The organism is Flavobacterium sp. HTF (assembly GCF_003105115.1).
Taxonomy (GTDB): domain Bacteria; phylum Bacteroidota; class Bacteroidia; order Flavobacteriales; family Flavobacteriaceae; genus Flavobacterium.
On sequence record NZ_QETH01000007.1, the window covers coordinates 57,787 to 72,819 of the forward strand.

Below are 15,033 nucleotides of genomic sequence, written 5' to 3' on the forward strand. Positions count from 1 at the left end.
GTTTTTTGATCTTATTTTTTAATAAATCGTTTTGTAATTTTTTCTCCATCCTTTTCAAAGACTATAAAATAGATTCCGGATGCTAAACCTGAAACATTTAAATTATCAGTTACATTTTGTTGTGAAACGGAACTTCCTGTAGAAGAAAAAATGCTCACATGCGTTCCTGTCATTGGAGAAGTGAAAAATAATGTGCTTTCGACCGGATTCGGATAGATGTCTATCGCTGATGCATCAATATCATCCTGGGTTTTTACATCTGATTTTGCTAATTTGGCTGTTCCTGTCGAAATCAGTTTCCATTGTCCGCTGGCCTGGTTTTCGTTTTGCCACTGTTGGACGTTTCCACCGCTTACGGTACTAAAACCGGCTACCTCAACCAGTTTTCCGCTGTGTTTGGCGATCAGTTTGTAATAACCGTCACCTGTCGATACGGCCATAAACTGCTGGTTAGCTCCGCCTACATACGCCCACTGATGTACATTGGCTCCGTTGTCTGTGCTGACTCCTGCAATATCTACTGATTTTCCGCTGTTGACTGCCTGAATTTGATAAGCTCCGTCACCCACATCAATAAATTTGAATTTTTGATTACTGGCTCCGGTATAATTCCCTTGTGCGATATTACCGCCATCAACAGTGCTGGATGCCCAAACGTCCATATATAAGCCGCTGTGGCGGTTTTGCAGGTAATAGGTTATATTCCCTAAATTGGGAGTTCCGTTCGGCCGAATGCGTAATGACGTGGTTCTGTCATTCCAGTCTCCGGTCCAGTCAGCAGTGGCTGTAAATTCTTTTGAAGCACCGCTAAAATTATCCCCATCATAGACTATTACTTTATAGCCTTCAGTGATTTTTAATGAGGTAATATCATTGTCCAAAATTCCTTTTGCCTGAAGTTGTGCCAGGGTGTAATCTCCCATATTCAGACCTGCTGTATATCCTCCAAACGTGACATCCTGATATACATTGACCAAAGAAGTGTTGGTATCTGTTATTTTTATGGAAGAAATTTTATCATTCCAGTCTGCAAGCCAGGCGGAGTTTGCCGTAAATGTTTTTGAAGTTCCTGTAAAATTATCATTTTCATAAACGGTTACCACATAACCGGAAGGAACGGACAGCGAAGTAATATCATTATCCGAAACGCCTCTTGCCTGAAGCTGTGCCAATGTATAGTTTCCTATTGAAAGCTGCGAATAAAATCCCGAATAATTAATATTCTGATAGACATGTACTTTGTTTAAACTGGCTGCTGATTCAAATAAATGAAGGCCTGTCGTTTGAGTTGATAAATCAATTGTACCATTGGGAAGTGAATTCCAATCTGCATTAATTAAAAAGTTAGATTTATTAACCGCTTTGGCCCATACATAATTTCCTGTATAATTTATTACGCTTAAATACCGGTCTTTTTGTGTTTGTGTTAAATTTCCCAGACGGACAAACTCTATCAGCCATTTTGCAAAAATTCCTTTAAACAATCCGCCATCTCCCTGCCCGTTTTCATTGAGAAAAAATACACCACCGTTATAATTCCTGTAATTCATCATAAACTCTGCAGCCTTTACTCCATCATCCATATACGATTGCGTTCCCGTTACCAGATAAAGTTCTAAACAAGCAGCGATGAACATGCCGGAGTTATACGAAAATTGCCAGTCGGGATCAAAATTTGTCGGAGAATCCCAGATACCGCCCTGAGCATTCAGGACATTTGCTTTCATCCAGGTATGAATATCTTTTGCCATCTGAAGGTTGGTGTTATCTCCTTCCAACTGATATAACTTAACTGCAATCACAATTGCGGGACTGTTTGCTATCGAGTTTTTACAAGGAGTTGTGCAGCCTTTTTTCCATGACATTGAGCCATTAGAATAACCCGTTTTGATTTCTGTCCACATTTGGTGTACCGCATCTAAAAACTCAGGATCTTTGGTAGCATTGTAACAGTTGAAACTTGCCAGGCAAAGCCATTCCAGATCATCATAAAAATCATTATGGTATGTTCCTGCACCATAGGAATTGTATTTTCTGATTCCTGCAATGATGCTTTTCATTCTGTCTTTATAAACCGAATTGCGGGTTCTTTGATAAGCATCTGCCAGTGTTTCCAGCGTATGTGCCTGTATCCAGTAACCATACCCGTAAGGATCGTTATCTGAGGCACTGTTGTGCTTGTAATAACTTTTATCCGCAGACATATAAATGGTATTGGTACCGTTCTGTAGATTTTCTGCCCGTTGATCAGCGGTTTGTGCAAATGTACTGGCTCCCATGATCAAAAAGAGCATCACTCCAAATATGTTCCTACTTTTCATATACTAGTATTTTTTGTTTCACTTTAAATATTATTTTATTTAAAAAAGTAAATACACTAAAGCGAAGTAGTGTATTAGCAATATCTCTTTACCCATTGTTTTAATCCTAATTTGGCCTGTAGATAATCAATAAAAAAAGTGTATATAAAATTTTGTATTTAGATAAGAATGTAAAAAATGTGTAGGTAATAGTATGTCTGACTGAAAAAATTAAAAAAGAATCCAAAACCCTTCAGTCTTGTATGGACTGAAAAGTTTTGTTTTCTTTTTTTTAATCATTACAGTTTTTTGAACACAATAGTCATTTTTGCTGTATTAACGGTAACTTCATAATCACCCTCAGCGGTAATAAGCCATTTATCATCCGGATGACCATTTGCAACATACTTCACTCTTGTGTCGTCACTGGCACTTCCATTAATTGGCGTACCTGCTACTACTGGCATTAAAAATTCGCCATTCCAGTCGGGATTGTTAACAAAGATTTTTATTTCGCCAGGTCCAAGTTTTACTTTACAGGTAAACACTTCAACATTTGTTCTATCCCAGGTCATTTGTTTAGGATTGTCTTTATCCCATTCCCTGCCATCTACTGATTTTCCAACCAAAGCAAGTTTGTCGTAAGGAAAATATCCTAAAGCATAGGTTTTTTGTTCTATATCCATATAGAAGTAATGGCGTCCTGCTTTGGTTACTTTGAAAACATTATCAGCTGTTCTTGGCTCAGTTTGGTTATAAACAATTTTATTTTCAGGAGCAGGATCGTAAGAAGGCAGTTCGCTGCCCGGGTTTCTGATCACCTTGAATTCACCAACTGAAAAATTTCCAATAAAATTATAAATTGTTCTTTCTGTTTTTTCTGGTAAACTTTTTCCTGTAGTATAATCCCAACTACCACTTATCGCATCTCCAACCATAAAAAGCGGCAATGGTCCGGGGCTGAAACTTGTAACAGCAAAACTTGAGGTAGATACTTCCGGTTTCTGAAACTGTACACTATTGTTTACTCTTGCAATTATTTGTACCTCAAGATCCGTAACAACACCTCCGGGACGTTTGAATTTTTTCAGCAATAAAGAATTCAACTCTCCTACAGTATAGGATTTTGTAAATACCCCTGCCGGAACTTCTTCTGTAACTGCTGTAATTTCTTCAGGAGGAAGGCCTTCGCTGAAATTTTTTCCCTGGATATCCATACGAAAAAAATAAGTCAGGCTCGTTCCTTCTCCTCTGTCATTGGCTTGTGTCCAGGTAAAGGTTATCGCATTTACGTCGTCATTATCTTTTACCAGTACAACTTCCTTTTTTGAAAGATTTATAGTTAACGGATTCGGGAAATTGGGATCCTTAAGCCAGTCCACATTTTCAAGTCCTTTGTCTTCACAAGAGACAAGAACCAAACTCATTATTATAAATGAGATAATATTTTTTATATTTTTCATTTTTTTTCTGATTTTAATTATTTGTCCCAGAAAGGTGCCTGGATTAAATTAGGATTCTTTTCAATCTCTGCCAGAAATATCGGGAACCAATAAAAAGACTTTCTGTATACTCTTGTCTGATAAGCTGTTCTTTTGTAGAATTCGGAGGCGTCTTTACCGTTAAAATTCATTCCGTAAACAGGACCATTCAAAACAGTTTCGGCCAGTTTCCATCTTCTTAAATCATCATAACGGATACCTTCCGTACAAAGTTCCACTCGTCTTTCCATTCTGATTATCTTTCTGATACTCGCCTGATCACTGTCTACATGTATATTCTGATCGTCTGTTCCTCCTGTTGTATAGGTTCTTACACCTGCTCTTGTTCTGATTTTATTAAGATAAAGCAAGATATCAGGATTGTTGGGATCTGATTCGTTCAGTGCTTCTGCATAGTTCAGGTAAGCTTCTCCCAATCTGTATAAAATACCGTGACGCGGTGCAAAATAATCGATAATAGGATTTCTGGTTGGATCTGTTCTTTTTCTGGCTAAATAGCCATTCTGTGGTGCATCGTGTGTACCATTATTATCTTTTTTACCGTTAAAGAATTCCAGTTTTCTTCCTTTATCTTTTCCGGCATTGTCTCCATCCGTATACCATGCACCGTCAAAATTAACTGCCAGGTAGAATCTTGGTTCACGATTGCAATACATATTATACGTACCTGCCAGCGTAACCAGTCCCGGGCTTTTTACTTCATTAAATTTTGTTACCCCATTAGGCCAGTATCCATCCTGATTAGAGAAACCTGTTTCTACATATCCGGAATTGGAATCGGTTATTGGTAAACCATTCGCTGTAAAGAAAGCATCTACCAATGATTGCGTTACACCATATCCTCCGGCACCTCCGGCACCAGTTGGTGCTGTATGTCTGTCATATTCTTTTGATTCAACCGCCACACGGGCAAAAAGTACTTCTCCGTTTCCTTTGCTGGCTTCTATAAGATGCAGGTTTTGGCAGGATAAAAAAGGATCAATTTTTCCGGCAGCATTCATTTCAGTATATAGTTTATGACCTGCCGCTTCTGCACTTAGAATTAAATCTTTACTGGCATCTGCAGCAATTTTCCATTTATTGGCATCATATGTAGAATTAAATAACACTTTTCCGTCTTTAGTAATATGACTTGCATATTCTGAATTTCCATTAACAAGCGGGCTTGCTGCAAAAAGAAGCATTCTTGCTCTGACAGCTTTACACATTATAGAGGTGGCACGTCCAAATTTTCTTCCATCAGAATACGATGCAGGTAAAACCAGTTCTGCTTCTTTCAATTCTTTATCAATCCACTTTACAATATCATCATAAGGCGTCTGGCCAACCTGTAAGTCCGGAAGGTTATAGTCTACGGGTGTAATTTCATCCGGGTTAAAAGGAACCGGACCGTATGTATTTATCAGTAATGTGTAATAGTAGGCTTTTAGAAAACGACACTCCGCAATCATTAACCTAACTTCATTTTCTGTTAAATTTTGTTCCGGTATTGGCTTAATGTTCTGTATAAGTATGTTGCATTCTCTTATTCTTTGCGGAAGTCCATTCCAGTAACTTGGGCTCCATGGAGAACCTACCGACCAGTCGCCAAGGGCAAATGGTATAACCTGCCAGTCATACTGGCGCCATCTTTCTGACGGAGTCATATCGTCTGCTAAAATTTCCTGTCCCAGACTGCGGGTGTATCCCCAGGTAGGGTCCGGAATTCTTGAGTAGCAGCTTGCCAGCCAGTTTTCAGTTTTTGTTTTACTCTCAAAAACACCATCCAAAGTAAGTTCGGTATCGCTCTCTTTATCTAAATAATCAGAACAGGATGACGATAATAATAATCCTAAAAAAAGGAATATCGCTCTAATGTATATATTTTTCATTTTAATAGATTTTTAAAATTATAGTCCTATTGATAATCCGAAAAGAATTGATCTTGTTGATGGGTATCTTAAACCATTTCCGGTATCCAATTCCGGATCCCATAGTTTAAATTTAGAAGCATACCACAAGTTATTTCCACTGACATAAATTCTTAACCCTTGCATATAAAATCTTTCCAGTACCTTTTTATCAAATGAGTATCCTACTTCCATTGTCTTTAAACGGCCAAAACTCATGTCTTTTTTCCACCACGTTGATGCAACAGAATTATTAAGATTAGGACCATAGCTCAGTCTTGGGTAGAAAACATCCTGACTTGGATTTTGTTCTGTCCAGCGGTCTTCGTAATTAGTGTAAATATTTCCTAAAGTACCTGTACCGCTTCCAGGGATAAAATTAGCCCCTCCAATCATTCGTTCTGATTTTGCTACTCCCTGAAAGAAAAAGCTCAAATCAAATTGTTTGTATTTCAAATTAGTTCCAAAACCGTATACAATCTGAGGATCCGTTGTACCGCCTATAAACCCTTCGTCTAATCCGCTTATGATTCCGTCATTATTTCTGTCTTCATATTTAATATCTCCCGGACGTAATGCTGTTCCAAATGTTGGTACAGGCAGTCCCGGAGCCAATACACCCGGTGCAGAAAAGTCTTCATTGGTATATAGCCCTTTTGCGGTATAACCCCATAATGTATTATTTTGAATACCTGTTCCGGAACGGTATGTTCCTTTTACACTGTCCGGTTCATCTCTTTCTGTCACTTTATTTTCAACAAAAGTGAAATTGGCACGCCAGCTCATAAAGAAATCAGGAGTTACCTGTTTGTTTAAATTAAATGCCACCTCAATACCTTTATTTTCCATTTTTCCATAATTGGCATAAGGCGCGTTGATAAATCCTGCCTGAGTCGGAACAGTATTTCTTGAAATAAAGATATCTTTCCTTTTTTCCTGAAATACATCTACTGTCAGGTCAATCATATTCCATAATCCTAATTCCAGACCAAAATCTAATTTGGCTACTTTTTCCCAGGTCAGATTGGTTACCCCAATTTCACCTTCTTCAATTCCTTCAAATTTTACCCCATTCCCTGTACCGAAAGTATAATCTGAATCATTATTATCACTAATGGTTGTCAGGTAGGCAAATCTTCTGTTTGCTCCAATGTTATCATTTCCGACTAAACCATAAGAACCGCGAAATTTGATTTTATTGAAAACATCTTTAAGAGGCTCCATAAATTTTTCTTCGGAGGCGATCCAGCCCATAGCTACAGAAGGGAAAAATCCGTATCGGTTTCCTTTTGCGAAATTTTCAGATCCGTTGTATCCAAAGTTAAATTCCCCAATATATTTTCTGTCAAATGTATAAGAGGTTCTTCCGGCAATTCCCTGATGTTTAAATGCCTGCGGAGGCCTGTCATCCTGGTAGCTGTCCTGATTATATAAAAACAAACCGCTAAAATCATGTTTTCCGAAAGCACGATTATAAGTAGTATTCGCTTCAAGGTAAATACGTCTGTTTCCAAATCCGGCTTCAGTTTTATATCCCAGATATTCCTGTCCGTATGCCTGAACAGTTCCGTGTATTAAGCTTCCGTCCAGATCCCTTTGTGTCGCTACGTTATAATAATCAGGTGATTTTCCGCGTATCACTTTGTTTTCAGAATAGGAATCAAACGAGTACGTGAATTTGGCTTTTAAACCGGGTGTAATATCTTTTAGATCCTGTTCTAATGATACCAGACTTTCGATTTTGCTGCCTCCTTGTTTGTAATATCCCTGCTGCGTGCTCATCGCCCATGGATTTTCACGTGCAAAAACTCTTGGAATAGTTCCGTCTGAGTATATGGCGGGATGTACAAAAGGAGTTGTTTCAAAAGCTTTATTAAATAAGTCATCAGTACTGCTGTTTCCTTTATTAAGATTTTGCAAAAAACCTCCAATATTTACTCTCAATAAAGTAGTTTTTGATACGTTTACATCTACGTTTGTACGAACGTTAGCTCTGTTTAACCTTGTTTCTGAATCGTATGTTTGTTTTGGATCTGTAGCCATAATACCTTTTTCACTATAGTAGGAAGCAGTAAGGGCATATCTCAAAATTTCCGATCCACCGGCAACATTCAGGTTAGATCTTGACGTAAAAGCATAATCTTTGGTTATGGCATCTACCCAGTTTACGTCAGGATACAGATCCGGATCATAATTACTGGCTGTTTTTGAAATACGATCTTGTGAATATAGTTCCGGTATACCTTTTTCGGCAGCCAGCTGATTCAGAAGTTTCATGTAAGGTGCAGCACCAATAAATTCCGGTAACTTAGTAGGCTCCTGAATGGAATATTCCGTTCTCACCTGTATTCTTGGTGCACCAACAAAACCTCTTTTGGTATTGATCAGAATAACCCCGTTTGCACCTCTTACTCCATATACAGCACTGGCCGCCGCATCTTTTAAAACAGAGAAAGATTCAATTTCTGAAGGATCAAGGTCGTTTAGGTTTCTTTCAATTCCATCTACCAGTACAAGCGGATTTGTTCCTCCTTTAAAGGTAGAAATTCCACGAATCTTGATATCCGACTGGTCATAACCCGGTTCACCCGAACGCTGCACGGCCATTATACCTGTAATCTGACCTGCCAGGTTGTTTCCTAATGTACGGGCTGTACCAACCTGTAACAACGAAGGCTTTATGGTACTGATAGCACCAACAACCGATGCTTTTTTCTGAGTACCAAAACCAACCACTACAACGGTCTGAAGATCGCTGGTTTCTTCAACCATCGTTACCGTAATTTTTTTATTGTTGTTTATAGGTTTTTCGACCTCTTTCATTCCGATAAACCGAAATACAAGTATCGCCTGGGGTGAAGATACCGTAATTGTAAAACTTCCGTCAAAGTCTGTGTTCACTGCGTTTTTTGTGCCTTTCTCAATTACAGTGGCACTGGGTAGTGACAAACCTTTTGAATCAACTACATTTCCCGTTATTTTTACGGCGTTTTGTGAGTTAGCGTTTTGTGCATAATTTTGGCCTGCACAGAGCATTAGGAACAGTAAACAAATAAATCCAGTCCTGAACTTTAATTTACTCCAGGTAAATAAGCTCAAATGATTGGATGTTTTCCAAGTCATTTTAATTTCCATTTGGTTAGTTTTTTTGGTTAGTTAGTTTTTCTAATTAAAAATGAATTCTGAAATTTCGTTATCTGTCTCAATAATTAAGAATTTATCATAAATGCGATTACATGATTTAAAACTCTTATTTTTTAATACATGATAAAAAATCATGTTGTTTTTTATTGATATAATAATTTACATCTCAAAAATTCCCTTTTAATTTCTGACCAAATTAGGGTAATGATAACATATTCTTAATCTCATTTTGTTTCAAAATTATGTTGAAATCGTTCATAGAGCCACGGAAAACACTGTAAGTAAGCAATATAACAGAAAACACTTGCTTTATAGAAACCAAATCAAAACTTATTTAATCACGAGCCTGAATCATAATTATTGTAAACATTAATACCGGTTATTTTTATTGATTTTCTATGGCTTTTTCGATAATGAAACCGTGATTCATTCTTATAAATTATAAATCATTTATTTAAAAAGGCATTTATTGCGCTGACCTTAAAAAAGAAGTCATTTTAATAAGGAAATAATAGAGCCGTTTTAGAAAAAATCGTATTGTGTCATTCCGGTATGATCGTATAGAACAAATCTGTTAGAAGAGATTAAAGCCCGCTTTACTGAATCAGGGATTATATTTTGACTGTAAAAAAAAGGTCTCACTTTGAAAAGGCACAAAAACTGCCATTTGTAAGCGAGACCTTATTATTACTAAACAATATAAAAACAAACACTAATTAACGTTCTGTGGCTATCTTTTTTTATTTTATCAAATGCGATTTTACTCCTTCTTTGGTGATAACAACAGGTTTTATAAAACCGTTTTCATCAAAATGCATTTCTTCTATACAGGTTTCCCTTGAGTTTCCATCTGTTTCGCTAAGTGGCCTTCTGTGGTAAACAATAAAGTAGGTATCGGAATCAGGCATTTTTATAACCGAATGATGACCTGCCCCGTTTGCAATTTTATGATCCTGCTCTAAGATTTTACCAATTCTTTTAAAAGGTCCCATCGGAGAATCTGCAATCGCATAAGCAACGCAATAATCAGGGCCTGTCCAGCCTCCTTCGGACCACATAAAGTAATATTTGTTATTTTTAATAAACATAAAAGGCCCCTCAACATAATTCTCGGGAGTAATTTCTTTGAAAACGGTTTTATCTTCAAAAGGAATAAAGCCTTTGAAGTCAGGTTTTAACTTCGCTATATTGCAATGTCTCCATCCTCCGTAAATCAAATAATGCTGTCCATCTTTATCCTTAAAAACAAACTGATCAATAGGCTGTGCACCATTATAAAATTTATCAACCAGTGGTTTTCCTAAATGATCTTTGTAAGGTCCTTCGGGTTTGGAGGCGACTGCAACACCAATTCCTCCCAATTCATTATCGCTTTGAATATCATTTGCACCAAAAAACAAGAAATATTTGTTTTTATTTTTAATGATTGAAGGTGCCCAGATCGCTTTTTTTGCCCATTTTATGGCCGAAGTATCCAGAATTCTTTCGTGTTTTGTCCAGTGTGTCAAATCTTTTGAGGAAAAAGCATCCAGAAAAACCTGTTTCTCATACGGTGCGGAAAATGTGGGATACACCCAAAAAGTCTTATCAAAAATAATTCCTTCGGGGTCGGCGTACCAGCCTTTGAATATGGGGTTATTATTTTTTGTCTGACCAGAATCCGTTTGTGCAACGGCCTTTGAACAGAAACTAATAAGCAGAAAAATTAAAACTTGTTTCATAGGAAAATCATTTAGTTTGACCATGTATTTACGGGCTCGGCATTTACTTTCATTTTTAATTACTTTAAAACAATCGTAATTCCATCTTTAAGCGTTCCGGAACCTGTATATGTTTTACCGTCAAGAATTAAATTTACATTTATTTCTTTTACTTCCGTGCTGATATTTCTTTTACCTTTTACATCAGAAACTTTTACGATAACGGAATTATCCTTTTTTTCTGCAGTAAAAGTGATCAGGGCATAATCCCCTTTCTGAAATCCAAAACCATCCCCGGCATCAAGGTATAATTCTCCTTTTGACTTACCCTCTTTATCAAGACAAACAAAAAGACTTAAAGGATCAAAAGAATTTTCTCCTGCATTCTGTATAATTTTACCCGCAGGGATAATGCTTCCGCCTTTTATACTCAGTTTTGCCTGATACTTATCCTGTTTTTCACCTTCTGTCAAATTTAATTCTTCCCATATTCCGGAAGGAAGTATCGGATCTTTGGCAAATGCCGGAACGACCAAAAGGTTTTCTCCAAGCAAAAATGCCTGTTCTTCATTTCTAAGGCGTGAATCTTTAGGATCTGCAAAAAATACCGGAGCCATTACCGGAAGTCCGGTTTTAGAAGACTCATAAAAAAGAGTGTATAAATACGGTAGTAAACGGTAACGTCTCTCTAAAGCTATTCTTGATGTTTTTTCGATTTCTGCGCCATAAGCCCAAGGCTCTTTATCATTTGTTCCTGCACAGGCATGTCCGCGTGCAAAAGGCATAAAAGCTCCAAAGCCTAACCAGTTTGCCCATAAATCGCCGCTTGTATCTCCAAGGAAACCTCCTATATCCGGTCCGCTAAAAGGCTGACCTGATAATCCTAATGTCAGTGACATGGGTACTGAAAGTTTTAAATGATCCCAGCCTGCATAATTATCACCTGTCCAGGTTGCTGCATAACGCTGACCTCCTAATAAATTTGATCTCGTAAGAAGAAAAGGACGCTTGGCTGGGTTTGTTTTTAAAATCCCCTCATAAGAGGCCTCAACCATTAACCGACCGTACGCATTGTGGTAAAGTAAGTGTGAACCTTGTGGTAAATTTCCGCCTCCTTTGTGAGGGGTATCATACGGCATAGTCCCAAGACGTTTGTCCTCCGGAAAATCATTATCGTTTACAGCAGGTTCGTTCATGTCGTTCCAGACACCATCAATTCCTGTGTTTAAAAAATCTTTATAAAGTCCTGCCCACCAGTTTCTGGTTTTAGAATCTGTAAAATCAGGAAAAACACAATCTCCCGGCCAGACTTTACCGTGGTATTCTTCTCCATTGTTTTGTTTTACCCATACATCACTTTTTGAACCGGATTGATAAACGCCATAATCCTTGTCTACTTTTACACCCGGATCAATCATATAAACGGCACGAAAGCCTTTTTTATGCAAATTGTCGTTTAATACTTTCGGGTTTGGAAATCGGATACTGTCAAAAGTAAACACTCTGTACCCCTGCATATAGTCAATATCCATCCAGATCACGTCGCACGGGATTTTCTTTTCCCTAAAGGTATCTGCAATTTCCATTACACGTTTTTCGCTGGCATAAGAGAATCGGCACTGGTGGTATCCTAATGCCCAGCGTGGCGGTAATTTTATGGTACCTGTTAGTTCCGAAAGTCCTTTTATGACTTCCTGAGGTGATTTTCTATCGATAATATACACTCTGAACAAAGCGCCTTCAGAGTTATAAATAATCTGATCTGAGTTGGTGATCAGTTCGGCTTTCCAGGTACTGTCAAAGATAATCCCAAAAGCAGAACCATCAGGGCGAACCCCCATCACCCACGGGTGGGTCTGGTACAATCTTTTTCCACCTTCAACACTGTAAGCCCCTGTATCCGTGTTCCATAATTTGATAGATTGTCCGTTACGCAGAAGCGGTCCTGTAACTTCTCCTCCTCCGTACAAACTGATATCTCCTTTTAGGTTCAGAACAGCGCTTGCCTTATTGTTTTTGAAGGCAAATTCCGGAATTAACGACCAGTCTGACGGTGCCTTTGCTTTCGATTTTGGTTCTGAGGAAAGTATTAAGGATGGTGTTTTGTTTTTATCAAAGCCTTTTGGAATAAACTCCACAATTCTGTCGCCTACCAATGAGGTTTTAAGTAATGGGACTTCCTGAGCGCTGGATGTTATTATTCCAATTGAAATAAAAATGAACGACAATAAGGTTTTCAAGTTCATGGTTATGGTTTATGGTTAGTAAAGTGCGATTACAAATCTACTAAAACGTTTTAGTATAATTATAAAAAATATTGAAAAATTTCAATATTTTTTATGGTAAGTGAATTTATGATAAGCTATTAAAATGCTTATGATAATAAATATGTTAATTTTCTATCTATTATTTCTTTATATCAGATTAAAAACATTCTTTTTACATCGTTGGAATAACCAATGGAGTTCCCTCAGGTGCCGGGTCTCCAATAATGGGATTTCCGTTTTCGTCCCATTTGATTTGCTGCATCCTTGGCGATCTTCTGCCCGCATCCCTCTCCCGGGTTTGAATTTGCATGGTATAGAATCCAGTCTTCTTTTCCATTTGGTGATTTGAAAAACGAATTGTGTCCCGGAGCATATACTTTCGTTTTGTCTGATTGTTCCAAAATTGGTTTTTCTGATTTTACCCAGGCCAACGGATCCAGCAAATTCTCTTTTCCTCTAAAACTGAGTAAGCCCAGACTATAGTTATCCGTCCAGCAGCCACTTGCTGAAAAGACAATAAACACTTTATCTTTATGTGTCAAAAACTGAGGCCCTTCATTTACATTCACCTGTGCAGGGTTTACGTCATCATGCAGCGCGCCGTGCAATTCCCAAGGTTTTGTCGGACTGGAAATCAGAACTCTGTCTCCGTCAATTTGAGTAGGAGATTTCATTTTGGCGATATAAATATTTTGCTGCCCGTTTGTATCTCCCTCCCAGCCGGACCAAATCATATACAATTGTTTCTTATAGCTAAATACGTTGCCGTCAATGGCCCATTTATCGGTTTTTGCAGCAATCTTTCCTTTAAATACCCATTCGCCTTCCATCGGGTTTTTTGAACTGTTTTCCAAAACATACATTCTGTGTGTATTGTTAGAGCCATTATCTGCAGCAAAATACACATACCATTTTCCATTAAAAAAATGAAACTCAGGTGCCCATATTTCGGCAGAGTAATCGGTATTTTTCGGTGCAACCCAAATCGTTTTCTTTTCTGCATTTTTTAAATCTGCCAGACTTTTGGTTTTCAAAAGAACCAGGCGATCCTGCATAGTATGCGTATAATAGTAATACCCATTGTAATATGTGCTATAGGGATCTGCCCCATATTCTAAAAGCGGATTGGTGAAGGTTTGTTGTGCTGAGACAGTATAGCTTCCGATACCGGACAAAATAAGTGATAATGTTAGTTGTAATAGGTAATATTTTTTTTTCATAAGTAAATATTGATTGTTTTTTATATTTAGTTTCGGTATAATTTGTTGTGAAAAACGATCAAACAATGGTCTTTAATACTTTTGTCTAAAAAGGTTAAATAAAAAATCAAATTACCGGAACAAATCATTCCGATAATTTGAATCCATAAAATAACCAACCACAGTTATTATAAAAAAAGCATCTATTTTTCTTTACCTGTCTTTTTAATCAACACTACTCTGTACGAATTTATTTCACGAGTTTTAAAAGCCTCCATCCATGCTTTTTCATCTTCTGCTGTCTTAATAGTGTTATAATTAGTATTTCCCAATAGGTGATTTAGGTCTTTAAACTTATCGAGGGAAACGTATGAAGCTTCGCGATTTAAAGCATTTTCGTTAGAAGTTATCACTTTTAGCAAACTCCAATTGCCGGTAGTACCAGCATCTACTCTGCTTTGCCATTCACGTTTAAATATTTTTGATTCTGCCTCTCTGTACTTCACATTATTGTCAGGACTAACTTTCATAAAATTAATGAACATTACAGCTCCTAAGGACATTTGAAATTTTCCCTGAGTCTGGTCAATTTGCTTAAGAAAAAATGTTTCCACTACATCTCTGCTTTTAAGAGATTCCGTTCTTTTTGATTCTAAGTCTGCATCGGACATGGAAGGAAATGCTTTTTTTGCATTTTTTAAAAAACTACCACCACCGTTCTGGAACATTTTAATTGAATCTTTAAAAACATGAACGGTCACATATTGATAATCGGAATTCACATTATCTGATTCCATACGCCAAAGTTGCCATCCTGTAATTTCGCCGTTTTCAACACGTTGATTATGTATCTTTTCCCAAAAGCTTTCCGTTTCCAGATAGGCTGATTCCTGTCCCGGAGCTATTTTCATAAACTCAAATAATAAATAGGTTTTTGTTTGGGCAATCGCATTGCTTCCAAACAGAATAACGGCAACAAACAGCATTATTTTTTTCATAAGTATAATATTTACAGGTCAGTTAATTATTGAA

Annotated in this window: 8 protein-coding genes; all 8 read right to left on the reverse strand. The window is 37.5% G+C overall.

Features of this window, described 5'->3' with window-relative positions; genetic code table 11:
- Window positions 1-11: 11 nt before the first annotated feature.
- The 8 genes from DCO46_RS03585 to DCO46_RS03620 all read right to left on the reverse strand — a co-directional run bounded on the left by DCO46_RS03585 (window position 12) and on the right by DCO46_RS03620 (window position 14,999).
- Window positions 12-2,321, reverse strand: coding sequence for an RICIN domain-containing protein (locus DCO46_RS03585; protein ID WP_116751209.1), 2,310 nt, complete (start codon window positions 2,319-2,321; stop codon window positions 12-14).
- A 278-nt stretch (window positions 2,322-2,599) separates the two neighbouring features.
- Complete coding sequence (locus DCO46_RS03590) at window positions 2,600-3,763, reverse strand: SusE domain-containing protein (protein ID WP_116751210.1); 1,164 nt, start codon at window positions 3,761-3,763, stop codon at window positions 2,600-2,602.
- A gap of 17 nt (window positions 3,764-3,780) precedes the next feature.
- A complete protein-coding gene (locus tag DCO46_RS03595) occupies window positions 3,781-5,673 on the reverse strand; it encodes a RagB/SusD family nutrient uptake outer membrane protein (RefSeq protein ID WP_116751211.1) in 1,893 nt (630 codons plus the stop codon).
- 18 nt (window positions 5,674-5,691) lie between these two features.
- Window positions 5,692-8,814 carry a SusC/RagA family TonB-linked outer membrane protein gene (locus DCO46_RS03600; RefSeq protein ID WP_116751248.1) on the reverse strand — a complete coding sequence of 1,041 codons (3,123 nt, stop codon included), beginning with the start codon at window positions 8,812-8,814 and terminating at the stop codon, window positions 5,692-5,694.
- Between the two features lie 761 nt (window positions 8,815-9,575).
- Window positions 9,576-10,556, reverse strand: a complete 981-nt coding sequence (locus DCO46_RS03605) for a glycoside hydrolase family 43 protein (RefSeq protein ID WP_116751212.1) — start codon at window positions 10,554-10,556, stop codon at window positions 9,576-9,578.
- A 59-nt stretch (window positions 10,557-10,615) separates the two neighbouring features.
- On the reverse strand, window positions 10,616-12,781 hold the full coding sequence (locus DCO46_RS03610) for a TIM-barrel domain-containing protein (protein WP_116751213.1): 2,166 nt from the start codon (window positions 12,779-12,781) through the stop codon (window positions 10,616-10,618).
- A 224-nt stretch (window positions 12,782-13,005) separates the two neighbouring features.
- Entirely contained in the window at window positions 13,006-14,022 is a 1,017-nt protein-coding gene (locus DCO46_RS03615; RefSeq protein WP_243416246.1) for a family 43 glycosylhydrolase, read from the reverse strand.
- Window positions 14,023-14,204: 182 nt separating this feature from the next.
- Complete coding sequence (locus DCO46_RS03620) at window positions 14,205-14,999, reverse strand: hypothetical protein (RefSeq protein WP_116751214.1); 795 nt, start codon at window positions 14,997-14,999, stop codon at window positions 14,205-14,207.
- Window positions 15,000-15,033 lie beyond the last annotated feature (34 nt).

Coding starts and splice junctions, on each gene's coding strand:
- DCO46_RS03585 (WP_116751209.1), bottom strand. CDS start 2,321: ATGAAAAGTAGGAACATATTTGGAGTGATGCTCTTTTTGATCATGGGA.
- DCO46_RS03620 (WP_116751214.1), bottom strand. CDS start 14,999: ATGAAAAAAATAATGCTGTTTGTTGCCGTTATTCTGTTTGGAAGCAAT.
- DCO46_RS03595 (WP_116751211.1), bottom strand. CDS start 5,673: ATGAAAAATATATACATTAGAGCGATATTCCTTTTTTTAGGATTATTA.
- DCO46_RS03610 (WP_116751213.1), bottom strand. CDS start 12,781: ATGAACTTGAAAACCTTATTGTCGTTCATTTTTATTTCAATTGGAATA.
- DCO46_RS03590 (WP_116751210.1), bottom strand. CDS start 3,763: ATGAAAAATATAAAAAATATTATCTCATTTATAATAATGAGTTTGGTT.
- DCO46_RS03615 (WP_243416246.1), bottom strand. CDS start 14,022: ATGAAAAAAAAATATTACCTATTACAACTAACATTATCACTTATTTTG.
- DCO46_RS03605 (WP_116751212.1), bottom strand. CDS start 10,556: ATGAAACAAGTTTTAATTTTTCTGCTTATTAGTTTCTGTTCAAAGGCC.
- DCO46_RS03600 (WP_116751248.1), bottom strand. CDS start 8,814: ATGACTTGGAAAACATCCAATCATTTGAGCTTATTTACCTGGAGTAAA.